The organism is Bacillus sp. AFS002410 (genome assembly GCF_002556365.1).
GTDB lineage: Bacteria > Bacillota > Bacilli > Bacillales > Bacillaceae_G > Gottfriedia.
The window spans coordinates 98,543-121,607 of sequence record NZ_NUEU01000009.1 but is presented as its reverse complement, the minus strand read 5'-3'; the positions used below and the strand labels follow the sequence as shown (position 1 = coordinate 121,607).

The following is a 23,065-nucleotide window of genomic DNA, read 5'->3' as shown; positions in this document are numbered from 1 at the left end:
TCTTAATTTTAAAATAATAGTGATTTCACTGAGGAATAGGGTCTGTAGAACTAAAATATTAAGATAATTTAGAAAAAATAGATAAAAAGAAAGTTATATTACATAGTTATAGATGAAATAGAAGGTCATTTTGTTCGTCAGATGGTGACAATTTACTGCAAATTCCCCCAATATAAGATAACGATTTTGTGAAGTATTATTGAGTAACGGATTAGTAATTTAAAAATATTTCTTAATATTTTTAATACCTAATTAACAGGACGACTCAAATGGGGGGATAAGTATGAAAAAGAGACAAACAAAGCGAAAAGCGATGTCAGCTGTAGCATTGAGTGCAATGTTGTTCAATGCTGCTTTGCCTTCGGGAGCGGTTTTAGCCAGTACCGACTCATCGGTTGAGCAAAATAAGCCTTCGAACGGATTTTCAGCAGATGAAGTGAATCGCATTTTGGCAGGCCTTACAGACGAACAAAAGGCTAATATAAATAAATTGACTGGTGCAGACAATACACAAAAAAATCATGTCGACCAGAAAGATTTAAAAAGTGGCAAGAATATCGATGTCATTGTTCAATTCAAAGTAGATCCAGCAAAAATCCAGATGATTAAAAAATCGTTAGCAAATGGCGGGGCAAGCGCACAAAGCTTTGCGGCTGACTACTCGTCTGCAAAACAAAAAGTAGCGGATGCACATAAAGTATTTAAGACATTCGTGAGTGCACAGCCAAATCAATCGATCATTGGTGGGAAACCAGTGGCTTCTCGCATCGCTATTACAAGAGAATTTACCGATTCATTTAATGGGGTTTCATTAAATATACCGGCAAATCTTGTTGATACGATTACGAATCGACCAGAAGTAGCATCAGTTTGGTCAGTGATTGATATGAGCATCCCAGACGGAACACCAAGTGGGGTAAATGTATCAACGAATGAAGCTACTCCGACAACTGGTGGAAAACCAACAAGTGGATTAAAATGGCTTGGTGTCGATAAGTTGCAAGCAGAAGGGCACACTGGGATTTTTGAGTCTGGCGCACGAAAAGGGCAACGCGTAAAAGTTGGGGTACTTGATACAGGAATTGATTACAATCACCCTGATTTATATAAAGTAACACATGATGAAAACGGTCATTTATATGAAGGGCACGACTTTATCAACGAAACAGTCGATACAGATGGAACTGTGACACAAGTTGATGACCACAACCCAATGGAAACAATTTATCCGGATTGGGTGGATGCAAGAGAAAACCCAAATCCATTAGAAGGACAACCTTCAGCTAATTATAAGGACTATGTGACGTTACATGGTACGCATGTATCAGGAACGATTGCAGCAAGTACGACAAATAATAATAGCATCTACTCAGCAAACGGTGTGGCACCTGATGTTGAATTACACGGATACCGTGTACTTGGTCCAGGCGGACACGGTTCATCTTACTCGGTATTAAGTGGGATTGAACAGTCTGTGAAAGACAAAATGGATGTGATCAACTTATCACTAGGTGCGACAATCAATAACCCGTTCTACCCAACGAGTATTGCGATTAATAATGCGACACTACAAGGGGTTATTTGTTCGGTTTCAGCAGGAAATGCTGGTCCAGGTGCATCAACGGTTGGTTCACCAGGGACATCACCACTTGCAATTACAGTTGGTGCGAGTACGATTCCAGAAGAAATTCCAGTTCAAACATTAAAGTTTGGGAATCAGTCATACCAATCTCGCTTATTTGGTAAAAACTTTGCGGATGCAGACGATGCGTTTAAAGGACAGAGTATTCCGATCATCGATGTCGGGATGGGAAGTTCAGGTGACTATAGCGGAATCGATGTAAAAGGAAAAATCGTTCTTGTCAAACGCGGTGTGGACTATTTAACAACAAAAATGCAAAACGCAGCAAATGCTGGTGCAAAAGGCATGATAATTTGGGATAACCAATCAGATGAAGAAACAGAAGGTTACATTCCAAACTTTTTAGGTATTAATAATGAAAATATCTATTCGGTCTCTATTACAAATGCACAAGGTCAAGCGTTGGTTGACGCAATTAAACAAGACAAAGAACATGCAGCCATTACGTACCCAATGACACTAGATGCACCGATTCTGAAACCTGCGGATCAATTGGCAGATTTCAGCTCAACAGGTCCAGTAAAAGATTGGAGCATTAAACCAGATATCATTTCACCAGGTGTGGATATCATGTCAACGATTCCATATGATATTTGGGAACCAAACGCAGAAAAAGACTATAAATACTCATATGAGTCTGAATCTGGCACATCAATGGCAGCACCACACTTAACAGGGGTTGCAGCACTAGTACTAGCAGCACATCCTGATTACACACCAGCCGATGTAAAAACAGCAATTATGAACACAGCAAAAGATGTGAATACAGACAAAAAAACATACAGCGTGTACCAAGTCGGTGCAGGTCGTGTGGATCCAGTTCGTGCGATTAACTCCGAAATCAAAATTCAAGTTTTAGACAAAGCAACAAGTATTGAAAACGTGGATGGTAACGATCAATACACACAAATTGATAACGTCACAGGTAGCTTCTCGTTTGGTTTTAAAGGGCGCGGTGAAGGCGCAACAAACGGTTCGGATGATGTAGTTTCATCAAAAGATTTTGAAATCACGAACCAAGGAACAAACAATAAAACATTTAAATTAAGCTCTTCGTTCATTTCAACGAAATTCGCTCAATCGAATTCAGTTGGAAAAGGAACAGGGAATGATGTAAAGATTAACTTCTCACAAAATGGCTCGGATGTATCATCAATTAGTGTAGCAGGTGGTCAAAAAGCAAAAGCAAAAGCGTCGATCGTTGTACCTGCAAACGCATTGGATGGAACATATGAAGGGTATGTGAATGTTGTGAATGCAAATGATGCAACAGAAAGCTACCGTTTACCATTTACAATTACGATTGCGGAAAAAGGAATTGATTTTAAAGTCAATATTAAAGCCATGACGCTAACTGAGCGTGATACAGGAAATTACAGCCCGAATACAGACGGTCAACCAGCTTCTGCTTATACGTTTTCAGTAAATAGTGCGATGGAAAGTATCTATATTTTATTAAAAGACAAAGACGGAAACTATATAGGTCTTGCGCAAAATGCGTCGAATATTGCTGGCGCAGGTCCAGGGGTTCAATATGGTCCGAATTTAGTGCTTTATGGCGGCTATTATCTTCCGTTCACTAAACCGTACAATGGCAGTATTGATGCGTCAGGTCTTGCAACAAAACCAGAATTGCTTAAAGATGGCGTTTATTCGCTTGAAATTGTTGCGACTGATAAAGATGGGAAACAGTATAAAAAAGAAGAATCTGTTTACGTTGATTACAATGCACCAACGATTAAAATGGATGATGATTCAAAACCAGGTATTTATGAAATTGATCCAACAGGTTACTTACCAGGCCAAGAAATCAAAGCGTTTTATGGGACGGTGTACGATTCAAATATCGACCGTATGAAACAAAATGGTGAGTCTGCTGTTCCAAGTCTTGATGATATAAGTAAAGACGCACCAGTCGATCAAGCGTTAAACATGGTATGGGGATACCAAGACGGTCCATTCTTAACAACGATTCTACGAACAAACAAAGAAGGTCGTGTTCATTTTGGATTATCGCCTGAAGACGTAACGTCAAAAGGTAGCAACTTCTGGTTCTATCCGAGTGACTACTCAGGTGCTGGGGACATTAATACAACGCAACAAAACTATTACTTTATTAAAAAAGGTTCGCCTTATGTAAAAGTTTCATCAACTGATGGCGTTGACACAGTAAATGATAAAGTCGTGGTGGAACCGAACAAACCGTTTAAAGGAAACATCACATCGAAAAATGCAAAAGGCATGACGGGTGGAACGTTTACACTAAACAGTCAGGCATATGAATTCTCGAACATCCGTCTATCAGATGAATACAAACAGTATTTACAAAACAAGGGCATTACTCCAACGCTAACAGTCAGTCAGCCATACGATGATCAACACGAAGGTGGAAAATCAACGGATATCACGATTTCAGGTATACCGGCATCAGGTGCGTTAGTGAATGATATGAAACTGTTAGATTATGATGTCACATTAAAAGTAAATGATGTGGTGGTTGGTCCATTTAGTTACTTTGTGACAAAAGCAAGCTTCACTTATGATGGAGACAACAAAACAATTCCAGCTTTCAATGCAAACTGGCCGTACGTGAAACAACCAGTTTCGAATATTTCAGGTGGATTATTCGCAGAAAGCTTCAAAGCGAACAGCTTAAGTGGTAGCTTTGCAAATATCACAACCGATACGGGTGCAAAAGTAACCGCAACGGATGATAAAGGAAATACGTTCACGACAAATAACCCGACAAGTTCAACCAATACAGTTCAGTACGGAAATGCAACTGGAACGTATATGTTGACAACAAATGTGAGTGATAAACCATATAAAGTTGTCACATCAATGCCAGGACATTTCAAGGGGTATCAAACAACGCCAGTCATTGGAAATGAGCGATATGGTTACCAATCAGGTAGTTCCTATGACTTCCCATCAATGGATACACCTCTGTTACTTGCTGGAGATGTAAACGGTGACGATGTCATTGATATGAATGACCTTGTTTCGGAAATTCAAGCGTATGCGGATTATGATTTCTTAAAAGGTGTATTAGCACCTTCAGCTGAAAAGGCAGCATTCTTTACCGATTCAGCACAACATCGTAATAACGATATTGCTTATGCATTTTCAGGACAAAACCAAGTAGGTGGCTATTCATTTAGTAATATTGATTACAATGATTTTTACTATATATTTAAAAACTTTGGAAAACAAAACCAAAGCGCAATTGCGGCAGGGAAAACTGTTCCAACGCCTCAGCTAACGGTTCCACAAAATCTGAGCATTGCTTCAAATCGTGGGACTTATACAGGTGCTTCATACGATTCAAAAGTAAAAACGTATAATTTAACAGCTGGAAATAGTTTAGCAGATGTGATGAATACCTTAAATTTTGCAGGTCCAACACAAAAAACGTCTGTGACAACGATACCGACATTAAATGAATTAAAAGCAGGTTCATCGATCACGCTTGTACCTACAAGTACAACGATGTTAGATGATGAAGTGTGGCGTAAGGCGATTTCAAAAGTTGAAGTAGGTCTTGGTGGCGTGTTCACGGATGTGACAAATGCTATTGTACCGAATACGTCGAATCAAGCAGTGACTGTATCAGCAGGTTACACTTATTTTGATTCTCAAAAAGGACAAACCTATGTTCCTGCAAGAATCGGATTGAATGGTTCATTATTTGATAAAACAGGTACGTACACAGTTCGCATCACAGCTAAAGGATACGCACCGGTGAATGCAAGCTTTACTGTAACAGAGGTTCCAATTCCAACGCCAACAATCGGGATGATTGCAGACCCAGCAAAAGCGCATATTGGAAACGATGTCACATTCAATTTTACGGATGATGCAAAATGGCGCGAAGGAATTAATAAAGTCGTATTAACAACAACTTCAGGTAAGAGTACAGTTGATTTATCAACGATAGCAAATGGTAGTTCGTACTACGATATTAGTAAACCAGGACAAATTACGTTTAAGAAGGATTTATTTAAAACAAATTCGACTCTAGATCCTGCAACGACTAGCACGTATCAAAATGCAACAATTAATCCGGGTGGAGCAAACTATCTACCGACAAATTACAAAATAGATATCTACTCAACAGGTCAAGATGGAACCATTTATCCAGTTGTATCGATTGGTGCAGATTCAACATTTACTGCAATGCAATCGGTAGGATATGGCATTACGTTTGATAGTAAGGGTGGTTCAGGGGTTGGTCAAATTGCAGTTGGCTATAAACCTTCTAATAGCCGATATGGCAGTTCATCACTTTTAATTGCAAATAGTAATCAACTTACTAATAATAGTAGTAATCCAAAACCAACAAGACAAGGCTATGTGTTTGCTGGTTGGTATAATGTGGATCCAAACACAAATGAGTTAACAACTTTATGGGATGCAAATAAAAATATTGCAAGTGACATTAAGTTAGCAGCAAAATGGCAAGTAAACTATACGCAAAACTTCGCGCAAGTTGATAAAACAAAGCCAGACGGAGCGGTATTTAATGCAAACGTGTATGGTGAAGGACCACTTGAAATTAGTATTCCAGACTATAACACGACAACACCATGGTTAACAGATAAGAGCAAAATTGACAAAATCGAAGCAACGTATCGAAAAATTAAATCAGATGGTACAACTGACACGGTTGATACAACAATTACCTTAGATCCATCGACATATAACTTTGTCGACATCGGAAACGGTAGTGGAAAACTGACGTTTACGACAGCGACAGAAAAGTATGCATCGGAACATCCTGGTGAAAATTTTGCATTTGGTGGCGCAAACGGAACAGCAAGTTCGAATGGGTACCAAATCAAAGTAACAGGAAAGTTAGGTGACAGCATCAGCATACCAAATGTCAAACTAGCTTATCGACGCCATGTTGATTTGAATGGCGGAGTATTAAAGGATCCGAAAGAAACGTTCTTTGATGACAAGCTTGTCTATGGAAAAGTAAGTGGAATTAATATGGATTCAGCTGCATTAAAAGTTACAAAAGGCAATCTTGCGATGATGCCAAGTTTATACTATGATGCAGCAGGTTCAACAGGTCAAAATGTTCCAATCTCTCTAACAGATAGTATGATGATCCATGATAATGCAACATACTACATTGGCTGGGTAAAAGCAGCACCAGCTGTCGGAACTGACACGATTGGTAATGTAGTTGGAAGTGACATCACGTTACCATTTACAGATGATGGAACATGGCGCAACAACATCAAATCAGTAAAAATTGGTTCAAAAGAGTTAAGCCAGACAACTGATTACACGATTACGTATGATCAAACATCGAAAAAAGGGTCAATTAACTTAAACAAAGCATTATTCACGGCTGGACAAAAAATAAATATAACAATTGCATCAGAAGGTTATTTGGATGCAACTGTTGTCGACCAAATCATTGGTCACCTAGTTTCATTCGAAACAAATGGTGGAGATGCGATAGCACCGAAAGTCGTTGATTCTCGTTTGACAAAGCCAGAAGAACCAACAAAAGTTGGTTACAAATTTATCGGCTGGTACAGTGATTCAGCGTTAACAACACCATTTGATTTCACAACAATTATTACTAAATCGACGACGCTTTATGCAAAATATGCATTAGCAACATCGATCGTCACTACTGATACAAGTGATAATGCTGTAGGGAACAATATAACGCTTGAGTTTACAGATAAAGACTGGGCTCGTGCAATCACAAGCATTCAACTTGGCGGTTCAGTGATTGACCAATCGAAATACAATGTAGATTTAGCAAACGGTACAATTACGCTAGATAAGAGTCTTTTCAGCAAAGCAGGAGAATTCAATATCATTATTAGTGCAAATGAGTATGCAGATGTATCAGTTTCACAAAAAATCGTAAATGGATACAATATTCATTTTGTAGTAAAAGGTGAAAAAGCACCATTCGAAGTAAAAGACCAAATCGTATCTCGTCGTATCACAGAACCAGTTGTACATGGTTATGAGTTAACATGGTTTGCAGATGAAGATTGCACAATCCCTTGGGATTTTACAAGTTCAATCTATTCTTCAAAAACGATTTACGGAAAATGGAAACCAGCAAAATACATTGTAGTCTATAACACTCAAGATGCTGGACTAGTAGTTTCATTGAAAGCTGAATACAACACTTTACTAGAAGAAACAATACCAACAAGAACAGGCTATACATTCCTTGGTTGGTATAAAGAAGCAGAAGGTAAAACACTATGGAACTTTGCAACAGACAAAGTAACAGATAACACGATCCTTTATGCGAAATGGAGTATTAACTCTTACACAGTTCACTTTAATAGTAATGGTGGCAACCAAGTAGCTGACAAAACTGCAAATTATAACACAGGAATCGCTTCACCATCAACGACTAGAACAGGATATACTTTAGTTGGATGGTCTAAGGATGCTGCTGGCAAAGTGGCGTGGAACTTTGCAACAGATAAAGTAACAAACGACACTACATTATATGCGAAGTGGCAAATCAATTCGTATAAAGTGAGCTACGTAAGCAATGGTGGTTCTACAGTTCCTACTCAAACGGCAAATTATAATAGCGTCGTTAATTTACCAAAACCAACAAAAACAGGTTATGCATTTGCTGGATGGTACAAAGATGCTTCATTAAAAACGCCAGTAGGAAATTCTGTAACATTAACTAACAACATCACACTTTATGCAAAATGGAACATTAACACGTACACTGTGAAGTTTAACAGTAACGGTGGAAGTTCAGTTGCTTCAAAAACAGCAACTTACAATGGGGCGATTAGCCAACCAAAGTCACCAACAAGAAAAGGCTACACATTCCTTGGATGGTACAAAGATGCTGCAGGTAAAGTAACTTGGAACTTTACGAAGGATCATATTACAGCTAACACGACAATCTACGCTAAATGGGTTGCAAATCCAGCTAAACCATCAAATGCGAAATTATCGAAAGCTGGAAAAGATTCAGTGAAATTATCATGGTCAAAAGTTTCAGGTGCAACAGGATATGAAATTGTTAAAGCAACTTCAAAAACAGGATCATATTCTCACCTAACTAGTGTGACAACAACGAATTACACAAACAAAGGATTAAGTAAAGGTAAAACATACTATTACAAAATCCGTTCTTACAAACTTGTTGGATCGCAAAAAATCTATGGTGAATGGACAAGCGTACTGTCTATCAAGCTATAAAAAATGAGGCAACAAGCAGTGCAATTTTCTCTCAAGCAATAAAGTCAAAAAGGGTGTTTATGATAGTAAGAAGATCAATTAACCACCCTTTTTGTAAGTAAAACGATTAGATCGGCTTTTTCAAATTAAAAACTTCCCTTAAAAATAATAAAAGACAAGAGTACAAATTAGTATTCTTGTCTTCTTTTTATCTAAAAAAGGTTTATCAATAAAAATTAGAGTAATATTAACAATTTTGGGTGTTTTATCAACAAAAAAATGAATATATCAATAAAGTTCACAGCTTTATCAACAAAAGACATAATTTGTTCGTCTTTCTGTTAATAACAACTCTGGAATTCCCCCAAAAAAAATCTTCATAAAAAAGAGCCGTATCAATTAAGAGACAGCCCCGATCTATAATAAAAGTATAAGTCCTAAGCATTCACAATTAATTGTGCAATTTCCATTGCCTGTTCATTTAAATTCATCTTTTTATAATAATTGAATAATTCCTTTTTCGAGCGCTCCACTAAAAATGTGAAGCCATTTTTTATAAACATTGGTAAAGCTTTATTATTAAGGTAGATATGATATTCTTTTTCCTTAGACTTTAATAAATAAAGTAAAAGTTTAAATAAGTGTATATATAAAGTATAGTTATTCTTCTTCGCTATAAGTAGTCCAGAGTCTGTGCCATGAATAAGCTCTTCGATATTAGATGAACCACCATCAAATGAACTTCGAATATAACCTTCTAATGAAAGTAAATATGATGCAGATTCGGAATCCTTCAGTAACATCGATTCTTTGTAGTATTTACTAGCATCCTTATAATGTTTACCTCTATATAATTCATAAGCTAAGTTATGCAGTACTTTTGCTTTTCGCTCAGGTGCATTGCATAGTTCGCAACTTCTAATTAAATTTTTAAAACGATTAATAATTTCTTCATCTAATGTATCACCTTGAACTTGTATAATCATCAACATTTCAGCGTCAATCACTCTAAGATAGTTATTGATTTGTTTGAAAAAATGATGAGATTTTTCAGCATAATAATAGGCTAGTACAGGAGCATTTAAAGTATGGTAAGCCGATGCTAAATGGTAATTATATTCAGGGTTTTTATAAATTGTATTATCGATCGATTTTAAAATTTGGATTACTTTACTATATTCTTGTTTTGCTAAATAATAAATTCCTAAAATATGCTTTAATAAATTTCTTTCATATTGTGCTAATTTATCTTCTTTTTTTTGAATCTTTTTGATGATTTTAAATGCTTCATTACATTTATCATACACTAGAAAATATTTAGCTCTTAGCAGCTGATACATATCATTATATTCAGAGATTTGAATTAACTCTTCCATTTCAAATTCATAATAGATTTGATCCATCTCTTCGAATAATTGCATGATAATAACATCATGCCAATGAAGTAAACGTTGTTTTATATTCATAAAATTTGTTACTTCTAATTCCATATCAATGCCAAGTCTTTGTGATAATAAATTTAGTATTTCTGGTGCGTACTTTGTTTGAGCACACTCTATTTTACTTATATGGGTAACGGAGCAAATGTTTTTTCCTAATTGTTCTTGCGTTAGCTTGTACTTTTCTCGATAAAATTTAATGATTTTTCCTTCATACATAACTAAGTCCTCCTCCCATTCTAGGTTTCAAAAATAGTACCTAATACTAAAATTCTACATTTAACAACAAAATTAGTATATTTAGAATAGTGGTATAGCATGTGAAGTAATACTTAAAGATATGTTAAGAACTGGTAAAAAGGAAAAAGCAGGAAAAGAAAGGGGGAGAAGGAAGTAATTTTTTGCCATCCCTTTCCCGAACTTCATTTTTTTACCTTACGTTGAATTATTTCTCTATTTTATTACCGATTCTAAAGAGCATAGATAGTTGCTTTGCTAGATATTGCGGAGTATAGGGCATATCATTTCTTAACCAAGATACAATTGTACCGATCAATGCTGATGATCCGTACCAAATAATAATATCCTTTTGAATATCAGTTTTAATATGTAAGGAATCAATTTCTCTTCTTTGCGTTATTGTTTCGGTAATGATTTTTAATAATTGCTCCGTAAAGATAGGTGTTTTAGTAGAGGCAAGAACTACTTTATAAAATTTAGCATTCTGAGCTATATGTTCGAGCAATTTTAAAAGCTTCACTGAATCTGTTTCTTCTATAGATTTATAATCCGTTGAATCCCTCATAATTTGGCCAAGCTTTTCGCCCATTTCCAAAGCCATATTCTCCATCATATCTTGTATGTCACGATAATGTAGATAGAATGTAACTCGGTTAACGGTTGCACGCTCAGCAATTCGATTAACTGTGATTTTGTTTAGATCCATTTCATGAAGTAGATCGATAAATGCATCTTTAATCAATTGGCGTGTACGAATGATCCTAGGGTCTACTTTTATTTTATCCTTCAAATCAAATCACCTTTTCCATAAAATTTACAATTTTTTTAGATGTGTATATTAAGTTGGATTTTTGCTACAGAACTAAAAAGTGTGATAACTACAATACATTTCTACAAATATTGTTGGTTGTAAGAACTAACTATATAACTATAATTAATTTATATCATGTTAATTATTAAACACTTTGTAAATTATGTCCATGATAAAGATAGAAGGAGTTGATGGGGGATTGAGTAAAATTACTGTTTCAGACACAAATTCAATAAAAAAAGGACCTATTATGTTCATATTGATTTTAGGTGCTTTTTTAGCAACGTTAAATCAAACGCTTATGAGTGTTGCCATTCCTGAGCTAATGGTTGATTTTCAAATCAAGGCAGCAACAGCACAGTGGTTAACAACAGGTTACATGCTAGTAAATGGTGTGTTAATCCCGATTACAGCATATTTAATGCTACGTTTCACTACGCGCCAGCTTTATCAAGCTTCAATGATTATCTTTTTAGCAGGAACAATTGTATCGGCAATTGCGACTGACTTTCCTGTTTTGTTAACAGGGCGATTGATTCAGGCTGCAGGTGCAGGAATTATTATGCCACTACTTACGAATGTTATTTTGACAATATTCCCACCAGAAAAACGTGGGGGAGCAATGGGGATGGTCGGGCTTGCGATTATTTTTGCACCAGCAATCGGACCTACTCTTGCAGGTTACATTATGGAAAACTACAAATGGGAAACGATGTTTTACGGAATGATTCCATTTGCTGTTTTAGTAATCGTACTTGGGTTTATTTATTTACGTAATGTATCCGATCGTGTCGTAACAAAATTTGATTTACTTAGCGTAACATTATCGACAGTCGGTTTCGGTGCAATGCTATATGGTTTCAGTCGAGCTGGAAGCTTAGGCTGGAAGAGCGCCGAAGTCATTACTACGATTGCTGTTGGAATTTTAGCGCTTGTACTTTTTTCTTGGAGACAAATAGTTTCAAAAAATCCTTTACTTGATTTGCGTGCATTCAAGTTTAGTACGTTCTCATTAACGACAGTTATTAATATCGCAGTAACGATGGTAATGTATGCAGATATGATGCTACTTCCACTTTACTTACAAAATATTCGTGGCTATACACCAGTTGAGTCAGGTCTTCTATTACTTCCGGGTGCATTAGTAATGGGCTTTCTTATGCCAGTTACTGGAAGACTATTCGACCGAGTGGGTGCGAAATGGCTTGCTATTTTCGGGATGATTATTACAATTGCAACAACACTTGGCTTCACAAACTTAACGGATTCAACGAGCTACACTTACCTAGTTTTAATGTCAACAGGTCGACGAATCGGAATGGCATTAATGATGATGCCAATCCAGACAGCTGGTTTGAATCAACTTCCAAAGCAATTAAATGCTCACGGTACAGCAATTACGAATACAATTCGTCAAGTTGCTGGAGCAGTTGGTACATCACTTCTAGTTACAGTTATGACAGACCGTACAAAAACACATATACAGGAATTAATTCCTACAGCGGCCTCTAGCGGTCTAACACAAGCTCAAATGATAAAAGAAGCTTCAATAAATGGAATAAATGACGCTTATTTAGTGATTGTTGGAATAGGAATTCTTGGATTATTGCTTTCTTTCTTTATTAAAAGAGGGAAACAAACAGCTTCTGAAGACGCATCTATTAAGTTAGATAAAGTAACAGTTAAAGCATAAAACATCATAATTAATTGGAGGAATAATCGTGAGACTTCAAAATAAAGTAGCTGTAGTAACTGGTGCAGGTTCAGGTATGGGGAAAGCAATCGCTGTCCTTTATGCAAAGGAAGGTGCAAAAGTAGTAGTATCTGATATTAATGTAGATGCTGCTAAAGCAACCGTTGAAGAAATAAAATCAAACGACGGAGATGCAATAGCTGTAATGGCAAACGTTGCGCTCGAAAATGATGTTCAAAACTTAATTGATTCTGCCATTAATACTTTTGGCACATTAGATATTCTAGTTAATAATGCAGGAATAATGGATAACTTTGAACCTGCAGGTGATATTGAAGATGAAAAATGGGAAAGAGTTTTTGCAGTAAACACAACAAGTGTCATGCGCTCAACTAGAAAAGCCTTACCGATCTTTTTAGAAAAAGAGCATGGAGTTATTATTAACATAGCTTCCGCTGGCGGTTTACAAGGTGCTAGAGCAGGAGCGGCATACACAGCTTCTAAGCATGCTGTTGTTGGATTTACAAAGAATACTGGATTCATGTACGCAACGAATGGAATCCGTTGTAACGCAATTGCCCCTGGTGGTGTTGAAACAAATATCGGCTCATCAATGACAAACATCAACGAGTTTGGTATGGGACGAATTCAATCAGGACTAGGAATAAACCCTCGAGTAGGTAAACCAGAAGAGATTGCAAAGATCGCTTTATTCCTTGCTTCAGATGAATCGAGTTTTGTGAATGGTACTGTTATTACTGGGGATGCAGGTTGGACTGCATATTAAAGCAGGAATTTTATAGTAGGGTGCTATTAGGAAAAGTTTGCCTTTAAAATATCGAATCTTTCATGATCAAATTTGATATAAACAATGAAAAAACCATCATAAATCTAATTTTAGATGGTTTTTTCATGTCTTTGGATCTACTCCAATTAAATTAAAAAAAGAAAATGAGAGTGATAAATCTATAATGAAAATATCTTAGATGCCAATTTTAGGTATAAGTATAAGTGCAACTACCCCTCTGTCTTCACCTAAAGGCTCGCCAATCGGAGAGTTTTCTTTATTTTCCAACCTGCTTCTTAACATCCTTCTTCTCATCAATCCAAGCCTCTAGCTGATCACGGCCAGGTATGTTATCAATCTGATCAGCAGAGAAAACAGGATCCAGACCTTGTTTCTTTTGAGAAATATAATCTATTAATAAGGCTTTTACTACTTTAGCTAAACGTGTAATTGCGTAAAGATTAACGATTACCATTAATCCCATGAAGATATCTGCTAAGGACCAAATTAATTCAGCGCTATATAGTGCTCCGAATAATACCATTCCAATAACTGCAAAACGGTATAGATAAATTGATTTTTTTGAGTGCTTCATGAAGCTAATATTTGATTCACCGTAGTAATAGTTACCCATAATTGTGCTTAGTGCAAATAGGAATACTGAAATTGAGACGAATGTGGCAGCGAAGTCTCCAAGACTTGCGCGTAAAGATTCCTGTGTTAAAGGTATACCAGTAAGTTCAGTTGTTTTATATACACCTGAAACTAATACGATCATTGCTGTCGATGAACAGATGATAAATGTATCGACAATTACACCTAAAGCTTGAATAAAGCCTTGTTTAACTGGGTGAGTTACTTCAGCAGTTGCTGCTGCGTTTGGAGCAGAACCCATTCCGGCTTCGTTTGAGAATAATCCACGACGAATCCCGTGAAGAACTGCAGCACCCATTACACCACCAAACATTTGTTTAAACGTAAAAATTCCTTCAGAGAATATTGCACCGAAAACGCTTGGTAAAATATCAAAATTTGAAATCATTACCCATAAAGCTAAAATGATATATACACCAGCTTTAATTGGAACTAAAACAGTTGAGAATTTTGCAACTGAATGTACGCCACCAAAAATAATTAAAGCTGTAATAATTCCTAATACAATTGCTGTAGTTTTTGTATTTACACCGAATTCATTATTAATAGAAGCAGCAATTGTGTTTGCTTGTACTGCATTAAAAATAAGACCAAAAGATAAAGTAATTAAAATACTAAAGATAACACCAAGCTTTCGATTACCTAAAGCTTTTTCCATATAATAAGCAGGTCCGCCGCGCCATGAAGAACCATCTTTCACTTTATAAAGCTGAGCTAATGTACTTTCTACAAATGCTGAAGCTGAACCAATTAATGCCATTAACCACATCCAAAATACTGCGCCTGGTCCACCTAATGCTACTGCGGTTGCTACACCTGCAATATTACCTGTCCCAATACGAGCAGCCATACCAATCATAAATGCCTGTAATGAAGATACTGTTTTTTTACTTTTGTCTCTGTTTCGACCATCAGCTAATAATCGAACCATTTCAGGGAAGAATTTAAACTGAATAAATCCTAAATACGCTGTTAAAAATAGGCCAATTGCAACTAATAAAATGACAATTAATTTAGCCCATAGATAGTCGTTGATTACTGTAACCAATTCTGTCATGAATCCCTCTCCTTTGTATGAATATTCGCAAAATTATACGATAATTTTGACTATAAAGTGTAATAATAAATTATTACGCCGATGATGACAATGGTTTTTTAATGAAATCTTAATGAAATTAGGTTGAATTAAAAAAAGATTAAAAAAGTGAGTGTTCACTTACTTTTTTGTTGACGAAATGATTTTCGGTTAATATACTAGAAAAGTGAATAAACACTTACTTTTTTTGAGGCATGCTAAAATATAGGTTTAATTCCTTTTTTAACATTAGTTCGTAAGGAGGTAAATGGTGAATAAGGGTGAAAGAACAAAGCATCATATATTAGAACAATCTAAACAGCTTTTTGCGAAGAACGGTTATGATGGAACGACAATTAATCAAATTGCAAAGGAAAGTAAAATTTCTGAAGCGACAATTTATAAGTATTTTAAAAGTAAATTAGATGTATTAATTACTTGTGTAAAGCCTGATATTCAAGAAGTTTGGATGGAAGAGGATTTTAGTAACTATTCGATTGAAGAGTTGCTTAGATTATATGTAGAGAAACGAATTAAATGGGTAGAGATGAATCGAAATCAAATTGAAATTTTGATAAGCGAAACTTTACGCCATCCTGAGTTATCAGAAATTTTCTTTCAACAAATCTATCGTAAAACACCAATTGAAGAAGAAATTGAAGCTAGAATGCTCGCAAAAGAAACGAATCTACATTTAGAAATTCCTATACTAAGCTTAAGTATGATTACGACAATCATATCGATTTTAAATCTACAGAAAAGCGTAATGGGTAAAGATCCAATGCATATAACAGATGATGCTATCAATAAAATGGTGCAATTAATTTTATTTGGTTTAATAGGAAATAAAAGTCCTGAATAAACATGAATATGTATTTAGTTTTTAATGAATAAAACGGGAGAATGGTTTAGTATAACCTTTTATTTTTTATAAAAGGGAGTATTAAACTATTTAAATGACAAGAATTGACCAAAATACAAATTCGGTCAATCAGTCTAAAAGGGGAGTGATATTGTGTTTAAACAAGAATGGAAAAATATTTTTAAGAAGCCAATGACTATAGCAACAATCATTGCAATTGGACTTGTACCGATGCTATACTCATTAATTTTCTTATCTGCTTACTGGAATCCTTATAACAAAACAGAGAAACTTTCTGTCGCAGTTATTAATAATGATAAAGGTACCGAGTTTAATGATAAAAAGCTTAATGTCGGGAAAGATTTTGTCGATGGTTTAAAAGATAATAAATCTTTTAAATGGAAAGTGACAAGTAAAAAACAGGCAATGGATGGACTAAACGATGAAAAATATTATTTAGTCATCGAAATTCCTTCTAATTTCTCTAAAAATGCAGCTACGTTATTAGACGAAAAACCGAAAAAAATGAAGTTAAACTATTACACGAATGCGGGCAAAAACTATGTAGGTGCTCAAATCGGTACTAATGCAATGAAAGAAGTAAATGCTAATATCTCTAAAGAAATTACAGAGCAATATGCTAAATCTGTCTTTGATAACTTCAAGGATATTGGTGATGGAATGACAAAGGCAACTGATGGTGCTGGTAAAATCAATGATGGCGCATCAAAAATAACAGATGGAACAGATGTCTTAAATAAAAATTTAAAAAAATTAAATGATAGCATGCTAACATTTGAAAACGGAAGTAGTCAGCTTAAAAGTGGCGCAACACAACTTTCAGATGGGATTAAACAATCAAATGATGGAGCAAATAAATTAAACACTGGTTTAAACGCACTTCTAGAAGGTACTGGCACATTAAAAGCCGGTTCTAGTGAATTAAATAATGGTCTGTCACAGTTAGTTGATGGTGGAACTAAAATTGAAGCAGGGTCTTCTAAGTTGGAATCTGGAAGTAATCAATTAAATGCTGGATTAAAACAATCTTATGAAGGTGCAAGCCAACTGCAAAAAAGTGGGGCAGGTTTTAATGAGAACCTAGGTGCTACAAATAACGCATTAAAATCAATTGTTAGTGGATTACAAGATGGCTCATTAAGTAAGGAAGATTTACAAAAATTACAAGCAATCTCAAACAGCTTAAATCAGCTTTCACAAGGAAGTAACCAAATTAAAGCTGGTATCGATCAAGTTGCTACAGCGCAAGGTCAATTATATGAAGGCTCGAATAATTTACTTGCAGGACAAAAAGAACTAAATTCAAATTTAAGTTTATTTAATAGTAAATTGCAACAAGCGTCTAACGGAGCGAATCAATTAGCCGGGGGAAGTAATGATTTATACAATGGTACTAAACAATTAAGTGAAGGAAGCTCATTACTTTCATCAGGTTTAGGTAAATTAAATACAGGTGGAGACCAACTAGTTCAAGGTATTGATCAACTAAATGATGGTTCTAAGCAACTATCTGATGGAACAAATAAACTATATAATGGGTCTGGAGACTTATTAAAAGGAGCAACTGATTTATCAAAAGGAACGACTGAACTTCATAAATCATTAAAAGATGGTGGAGATGAAGTAAACAAAGTTAAAACAAGTGATAAAACCGATCAGTTCTTTGCACAACCAACAGAGTTAGTTGCTCATAAAATAAATAATGTTAAAGAGTATGGTGTTGGATTAACGCCTTATATTTTATCAATTGGATTATTTGCAGGTGGATTAATGTTCACTTCAGTTTATCCAATGAGAAAGAACTCAATCACTCCGACAACTGGTTTAGCTTGGTTCTTTAGTAAATATAGCGTTCTAATTTTTGTGGGGATTATGCAATCGATTGTAGCAGATATCGTTTTAATTTACGGTATGGGTCTTGATGTGAAAAACGTCGGATTATTCGTTCTGTTTACAATCATCACTAGCTTAACATTCTTCTCATTAATTCAATTCTTAACTGTTACATTAGGGAATATAGGACAATATTTTGTGTTTGTAATGATGTTATTACAAATTGGAGGAACTTCAGGTACTTTCCCAATTTCATTAACACCGACATTTTTCCAAACGATTCATCCATATTTACCGATGACATATGCTATAAAAGGATTTAGAGAGTTAATCTCAAATTCTGTCAGCAAAGGATTTGTGTGGGATCAAGTCTACTATTTATGTGGATTTGCAGTGCTATTTATTATCCTAACAAATGTAACATTTGCAGTTAGCGTTAAATCATCAAAGAAAAAACAACTAAGTGAAATCGAAGCATAAATCATAAATTAATAAAAAGGATTGAAGTCTAATTAAAAAAAGATTTCAATCCTTTTTTACTATATATGAAATAAAAATCCAGTATCTTTAGGGGAATATTTTATTGTAAAATTAGAGATGAAAAATGGGCATATTGAAGGAAAAATTTTAGTTTTGCTTTACATTGTAAAGTAATTATCGGTAAACTTTAACATGGTAATTATATAGGGGTGCATTTAAGTTCGATTAAATATAAAAAAACAAGGAAGCGTTTTCATTCATAGGAAAAGTGGTGAATAAATGAAATTAACGGACGTAGATAAAAGAATTTTAGAGATGCTCACTAAAAATGGTCGGATGTCTTACGCGGATATTGGAAAAGAACTTAATTTATCAAGAGTTTCGATTCGTGAGCGTGTGAATCAATTAATGAAAAATGGCGTAATTGAGCGGTTCTCTGTAGTTATTAATTCAGAAAAAATTGGAAAAGGAGTATCTGCTTTCTTTGAGGTTGATTGTGAACCAGCTTTCTTAGTAGATGTAGCTGAAGCACTAGCAGATAATCCTGTAGTAGCTAGTTGTTATCAAATGACGGGTCCAAGTACTTTACATATGCATGTATTAGTCGATGATTTTGTCAGATTAGAACAATTTATAAATAATGAATTATATGCTTTAGAAGGTATTACGAGAGTAGAAAGTCATATACTGTTGCGAAGATTTAAAAGTAGAAATGGACTAAAGTTATAGGTACTTTTAACCGAGAGATGTCGTATCTCTCGGTTTTTTTTACTATTTTTTGTAAAAATTCATAAAATTATAGAATATTCTGTCTACCGGGGGTATAATCGAAAATAATTAAATTTACATTGTTAGGTTATTTATTATCATTAGTTAACAAACGTATGTGATTTTAATTAATATACTTACAAATGGAGTAGGTGGAAAGATGGCAGCACTCATATTGAGAAGATTGTTCCAATTGTTTTTACTTTTACTAGGTATCTCTTTTTTAGTCTTTGCTTCGATGCATTTAGCACCTGGTGATCCAGCTGCAGTCATTGGAGGACCTACAGCAACGAAGGCTGATCTTAGTGCCATTCGAGAAAGTTTGGGATTGAATGATCCTTTTTTTGTTCAATATTGGCATTATTTATCAGGTGTATTACACGGGAATTTTGGATATTCCTTTCAAACGAAACAGTCAGTTGCAGAGGCAATTTCAATTCGTTTTCCCAATACATTAAGTTTAGCAATCGCGAGTATGGTTGTTGCGGTAATAATCGGAGTAGTAACTGGCATTATTTCTGCACTTAAGCAAAACTCGTGGATGGATGTATCAAGTACAATTATTGCACTTGCAGGTATATCAGTACCTAACTTTTGGCTAGGGGCGATCCTAATTCTCATATTTGGGGTTAACTTACAAATATTGCCTGTTGGGGGATTAGATTCACCAATTTGGACATTAGCCGGGCTGAAGCAAATTATTTTACCAGCCATCGCATTAGGGACAGCTTCAGCTGCTATGATTGCAAGAATGAGCCGTTCTTCTATGCTTGAGGTAATTCGAGCAGATTACATACGAACTGCTAGAGCAAAAGGTGTAAAAGAAAAATCGATTGTTTGGATTCATGCATTAAAGAATTCGATGATTCCAGTCATTACTGTAATTGGACTAAATTTCGGATTTCTTCTTGGAGGAACAATTATTACTGAACAAGTATTTGCGATTAACGGCGTTGGCAGATTGATGATTGATGCAATTGCATCTAGAGATTTTCCAATGGTTCAAGGGGCAGTATTACTAGTGGCAACTCTATTTGTAATCGTAAACTTATTTGTTGATATTTTATACGTATTTATAGATCCAAGAATTAGCTACGATTAATCAGTGAAAGGAGGAAGGGAATTGTCTACGGAAGTTGTCATTAATAATATAGGTACAAAACAAGTTAGTTCTAAAAAGAAAGAAAAATTTATTGTTCAAACGTTTAAACGACTAGTAAAAAATCGATTAGCCGTTTTTGGATTAATTATTATTATTTTACAAATTTTAATGGCAGTGTTCGCTCCATTAATTACGATCCACGATCCAATTAAACAACATTTATCATCAACGGAGCTACCAGTATTCTCAAGTGGACATTGGTTAGGGACTGATAATTATGGACGTGATATGTGGAGTCGAATTGTATACGGATCACGAGTATCACTTCTTGTTGGGTTTAGCGCAGTAATTCTTGGCTTAATCGGTGGAATTACAATCGGTATGCTAGCAGGATATTACTCAAAACTAGATGGCTTGCTAATGAGAATTGTCGATTTACTCTTTGCTTTCCCAGGAATACTACTAGCTATGCTAATTATCGCAATACTTGGGACTAGCCTTGTAAATGTTGCAGTTGCGATTAGTATATGGGCAATACCTTCATGTGCGAGAATCGTTCGTGGTTCTGTATTATCAATAAAAAAGCAAGAATACATACAAGCAATGAAGACTTTAGGAGCTAGTGATTTACGCATTATGGTGAAACATATTTTACCAAACTGCATGGCACCAATAATTGTTTTTGGCACAATGAAGATGGCCACGGCTATTTTAGCAACGGCATCACTTAGTTATTTAGGCCTTGGAGCTCAACCGCCAACAGCAGAATGGGGATCAATGATTTCGCAAGGGCAAGATTATATGTTTTCTTCACCACATATGACAATCGTACCGGGTATCGCGATTATGTTGATCGTTTTCTCTTTTAATGTCGTAGGTGATGGGTTAAGAGATGCTTTAGATCCAAATATGAATATAAACAATTAAGGAGATGGATATATGAAAAAGTGGATGTTTATCGTATTTAGTGCAATTCTTTTACTTGCTGGATGTTCTAGTAAAACGACTGGATCAAATAGCGCTAATGTTTCTCAAGAACTTACTTATGCTTCAACATCAGATGTAGTTGGTTTATCACCAATTTTAACAAATGACTCAGTTTCGGCTAATGTGATCAGTCAGGTTTATGAAACTTTATTTAAACGAGATCCAAAAACAATGGAAATTGAACCACTTTTAGCAGAATCATATACAAATCCAGACAATAAAACTTGGGATATTACGCTTAAAAAAGGAATTAAGTTTCAAGATGGAACAGATTTCAACGCAGAAGCAGTAAAGTACACATTCGATAAATTCCGTGACCCAAAAACGGCTGCTCCACGTGCTTCTTTATTAGAACCAGTCCAATCAATTAATGTAGTTGATGATTACAAATTAGAAATTAAAACGAAATATCCATACGGACCTCTTTTAGCGGCACTTGCTCACTCAGCTGCTTCAATTGTAAGTCCAACAGCAGATAAAAATGGAGATTTAATGAAAAAACCTGTAGGTACTGGGCCATTTAAGTTTGTTAGCTGGACACCTGGTGACCAAATTGTTCTTGAAGCGAATAAAGATTATTGGAATGGTGCACCTAAACTGAAAAAAGTTACGTTTAAAGTTGTTCCTGAAGTATCTACAGCGATCTCAATGCTACAAACTGGAAAAGTACAATTTATTGATGCAATACCAGCAGAGCAAATTAAACGTCTAGAATCAATTAAAAAAGTAAAAGTTACAAAAGCAGAAGGAACACCTGTTTATTATTTAGGATTTAATATGAAAAAAGCACCAATGAATAACTTAGCATTCCGTCAAGCAGTTGCTTATGGATTAGATCGTAAAGCGTATATTAATCAATTAAACGGATTAGGTATTGAAGGGAATAGTGTAATTGGTCCAAAAGTTTTCGGATATGACCAATCTGAAGAAGAAGCAGGCTATTCTTATGATGTAGAAAAAGCTAAGAAACTGATTAAAGATAATGGATTTGAAGGAAAAGAAGTGAAAATGTTAGTTCCAAACAGAGATATGTATATGAAAATGGCAGAAATTGCTCAAGCTCAAATGACTGATATTGGCTTAAAAGTTAAGCTTGAAACGATGGAATGGGGTACGTTCCTAGATGCAACAATGAAAGGTCAATACGATGTAACGTTCTTAGGATGGGCAAATAGTACAGGAGATGGTAGTGAATTATTATATCCAAACTTCCACTCTGACAATGTTGGAATATCTAACCGAATTTCATATAGTAATCCTGAGTTTGATAAGTTAGTGAATGAATCTCGTCAAACGATTGACCCAGATGCTCGAAAAGAAAAACTAAAAGAAGCGGATGATTTATTAGTAAAGGATGCTCCGGTCATCGTTATGAATCAAGGTGTAGTAACATCTGCAGTTGATCAAACGGTGAAAGGTTTAGTAATTGACCCTACTGGACAATGGTCTTTATATAACGTACACAGAGAGTAGGTAGCAT

At 35.4% G+C, this 23,065-nt stretch carries 12 protein-coding genes; 9 read left to right on the top strand and 3 right to left on the bottom strand.

Annotated elements, in window-relative coordinates; genetic code table 11:
* Window positions 1-283: 283 nt before the first annotated feature.
* Window positions 284-8,854 (top strand): InlB B-repeat-containing protein, encoded by an 8,571-nt coding sequence (locus CN692_RS08250; RefSeq protein WP_098118685.1) that lies wholly within the window; start codon window positions 284-286, stop codon window positions 8,852-8,854.
* Between the two features lie 416 nt (window positions 8,855-9,270).
* Here CN692_RS08250 and CN692_RS08245 read toward each other — a convergent pair whose 3' ends face one another.
* Window positions 9,271-10,491, bottom strand: coding sequence for a helix-turn-helix domain-containing protein (locus tag CN692_RS08245; protein WP_098118684.1), 1,221 nt, complete (start codon window positions 10,489-10,491; stop codon window positions 9,271-9,273).
* A gap of 226 nt (window positions 10,492-10,717) precedes the next feature.
* Window positions 10,718-11,302 (bottom strand): TetR/AcrR family transcriptional regulator, encoded by a 585-nt coding sequence (locus CN692_RS08240; RefSeq protein ID WP_098118683.1) that lies wholly within the window; start codon window positions 11,300-11,302, stop codon window positions 10,718-10,720.
* A 271-nt stretch (window positions 11,303-11,573) separates the two neighbouring features.
* Here CN692_RS08240 and CN692_RS08235 point away from each other — a divergent pair, with 271 nt between their 5' ends.
* A complete protein-coding gene (locus CN692_RS08235; protein ID WP_373605029.1) occupies window positions 11,574-13,016 on the top strand; it encodes a DHA2 family efflux MFS transporter permease subunit in 1,443 nt (480 codons plus the stop codon).
* Between the two features lie 28 nt (window positions 13,017-13,044).
* Window positions 13,045-13,803 carry an SDR family oxidoreductase gene (locus CN692_RS08230; RefSeq protein ID WP_098118681.1) on the top strand — a complete coding sequence of 253 codons (759 nt, stop codon included), beginning with the start codon at window positions 13,045-13,047 and terminating at the stop codon, window positions 13,801-13,803.
* A gap of 277 nt (window positions 13,804-14,080) precedes the next feature.
* Here CN692_RS08230 and CN692_RS08225 read toward each other — a convergent pair whose 3' ends face one another.
* Window positions 14,081-15,514, bottom strand: coding sequence for an alanine/glycine:cation symporter family protein (locus CN692_RS08225; protein ID WP_098118680.1), 1,434 nt, complete (start codon window positions 15,512-15,514; stop codon window positions 14,081-14,083).
* Between the two features lie 289 nt (window positions 15,515-15,803).
* On the opposite strand from CN692_RS08225, the gene CN692_RS08220 reads away from it, so the two are divergent.
* The 6 genes from CN692_RS08220 (at window position 15,804) to CN692_RS08195 (ending at window position 23,058) form a co-directional block, all read left to right on the top strand.
* A complete protein-coding gene (locus CN692_RS08220) occupies window positions 15,804-16,394 on the top strand; it encodes a TetR/AcrR family transcriptional regulator (RefSeq protein ID WP_179874395.1) in 591 nt (196 codons plus the stop codon).
* Window positions 16,395-16,547: 153 nt separating this feature from the next.
* Window positions 16,548-18,728 carry a YhgE/Pip domain-containing protein gene (locus tag CN692_RS08215; RefSeq protein ID WP_098118678.1) on the top strand — a complete coding sequence of 727 codons (2,181 nt, stop codon included), beginning with the start codon at window positions 16,548-16,550 and terminating at the stop codon, window positions 18,726-18,728.
* 279 nt (window positions 18,729-19,007) lie between these two features.
* Window positions 19,008-19,457 (top strand): Lrp/AsnC family transcriptional regulator, encoded by a 450-nt coding sequence (locus CN692_RS08210; protein ID WP_098118677.1) that lies wholly within the window; start codon window positions 19,008-19,010, stop codon window positions 19,455-19,457.
* Between the two features lie 199 nt (window positions 19,458-19,656).
* The gene (locus CN692_RS08205) at window positions 19,657-20,598 is read left to right on the top strand and encodes an ABC transporter permease (RefSeq protein WP_098118676.1); all 942 of its coding nucleotides are present in this window, start codon (window positions 19,657-19,659) and stop codon (window positions 20,596-20,598) included.
* A gap of 39 nt (window positions 20,599-20,637) precedes the next feature.
* Window positions 20,638-21,525 (top strand): ABC transporter permease, encoded by an 888-nt coding sequence (locus tag CN692_RS08200; RefSeq protein ID WP_098119103.1) that lies wholly within the window; start codon window positions 20,638-20,640, stop codon window positions 21,523-21,525.
* Between the two features lie 12 nt (window positions 21,526-21,537).
* Window positions 21,538-23,058, top strand: coding sequence for a glutathione ABC transporter substrate-binding protein (locus tag CN692_RS08195; RefSeq protein ID WP_098118675.1), 1,521 nt, complete (start codon window positions 21,538-21,540; stop codon window positions 23,056-23,058).
* The last annotated feature ends 7 nt before the right edge of the window (window positions 23,059-23,065 follow it).

What these genes read in the sequence shown, in the direction of transcription:
- CN692_RS08250 (WP_098118685.1), top strand. Translation starts at nt 284, where the DNA reads ATGAAAAAGAGACAAACAAAGCGAAAAGCGATGTCAGCTGTAGCATTG.
- CN692_RS08245 (WP_098118684.1), bottom strand. Translation starts at nt 10,491, where the DNA reads ATGTATGAAGGAAAAATCATTAAATTTTATCGAGAAAAGTACAAGCTA.
- CN692_RS08235 (WP_373605029.1), top strand. Translation starts at nt 11,574, where the DNA reads ATGTTCATATTGATTTTAGGTGCTTTTTTAGCAACGTTAAATCAAACG.
- CN692_RS08225 (WP_098118680.1), bottom strand. Translation starts at nt 15,514, where the DNA reads ATGACAGAATTGGTTACAGTAATCAACGACTATCTATGGGCTAAATTA.
- CN692_RS08210 (WP_098118677.1), top strand. Translation starts at nt 19,008, where the DNA reads ATGAAATTAACGGACGTAGATAAAAGAATTTTAGAGATGCTCACTAAA.
- CN692_RS08205 (WP_098118676.1), top strand. Translation starts at nt 19,657, where the DNA reads ATGGCAGCACTCATATTGAGAAGATTGTTCCAATTGTTTTTACTTTTA.
- CN692_RS08195 (WP_098118675.1), top strand. Translation starts at nt 21,538, where the DNA reads ATGAAAAAGTGGATGTTTATCGTATTTAGTGCAATTCTTTTACTTGCT.